The sequence below is a fragment of the Endozoicomonas sp. ALC013 genome (assembly GCF_049310205.1).
Taxonomy (GTDB): Bacteria; Pseudomonadota; Gammaproteobacteria; order Pseudomonadales; family Endozoicomonadaceae; genus Endozoicomonas.
On the sequence record NZ_JBLYNS010000398.1, the window covers coordinates 1 to 1,181 of the forward strand.

Consider the following 1,181-nt stretch of genomic DNA (forward strand, 5'->3'; position numbering starts at 1 on the left):
GGGTGAAAGTCTCATACTGACAAGTACTATGGATCTACTTTATTAGGAAATGGGATGACATTGCCGTTATGACCGCTGATCTTGGCTCGATAGGTGACCGACAGAAGCCGCCAGCCCTTATCAAACCAGTCGCTCTGGATTAAAGACCTGAGCGTTAGAATCCCTTGGCCTCCCGGATTTCTCCACCGCATTCCCGAACATTTCATGCGCTGAGTAACCAGTGTTTTGCATGCTGCTTCAATCACTCCGGAGCCGATGGGAAGACTTTTTGACAAATGCTCTACGTACTTCATCCGTAGGCTATTTTTTCTGAAGTATTCCAGTTCGGTCTTAAGCTTGGATCGGCGCGGGTGTTTTTTGTGTTGGTAAGCCAGGGCCTTGATGACTTTATCAATTCCGCCAGTTTCTTCTTTCAGAATATGCCGGTACGTTTTGAACTTCTCTTTAGCCTTTGGACTATTTTCACCGTACGACAGATCAAAGGCTTTCTTCAGGTGCTCTGCCGCATGGTAAAAGTCGATAATTTCATGACCTTCAGGTAAATCGCTGGAGAGATATGTCCAGTTGTCTTTGGCTCCATCTGCGACTTTCACCAATGTCAGACCCGGCTTTTGTTCAAGGACCTTATTCAGGTGATTTTTGATGGACTGTTTCAATGTCTCCTTCTTGCTCTCGGGCATTCGCCCCATCCTTATGGTGGATAGACGATTACCCAGATCATCATAAAACGACAGCGTCCCACAACTGGCTTCCTGACAACCCGCAGGGCCTCTGGTACGCTTGCCTTCAGCTGCTCCCTTGTCCCGTTTTTCCTGACGCTTTCCGTCCTTCATAGGCAGCATTACACCATCAAGAGAGGCCGCTACCGTCACAGCATTGGCTGGAACCTGAAAGTTGTCTGCCAGAATATACTCAAAAGGTTCAAGATACTGTTCCCACCGTTCACTGAGTTTTGCAGGAAGACGAGCCAAAGTACTGGCCGACGGTTTCATATTTCCCAGTAACTCAAGAAGGCTTGCAACTTCGGTTGGTGGCAACTGAGCCACCATCCACGCCGCTTGCTTCGCCGCCCTGGGTAACCAGAACCCTTCAACAATCCCTGCCTGGAGTTCCAGGGGGACTATACATTTGCTTCCTGAGCCGGATCGATACAGGGTTCGCTTTACCCGGACAGGGCCAGC

General features: G+C 49.3%; 1 pseudogene. It reads right to left on the reverse strand.

Annotated elements, in window-relative coordinates:
• Positions 1–26 precede the first annotated feature (26 nt).
• Positions 27–1,181 (reverse strand): annotated as a pseudogene (locus ACO6V1_RS24100) (hypothetical protein); the annotation flags it as partial.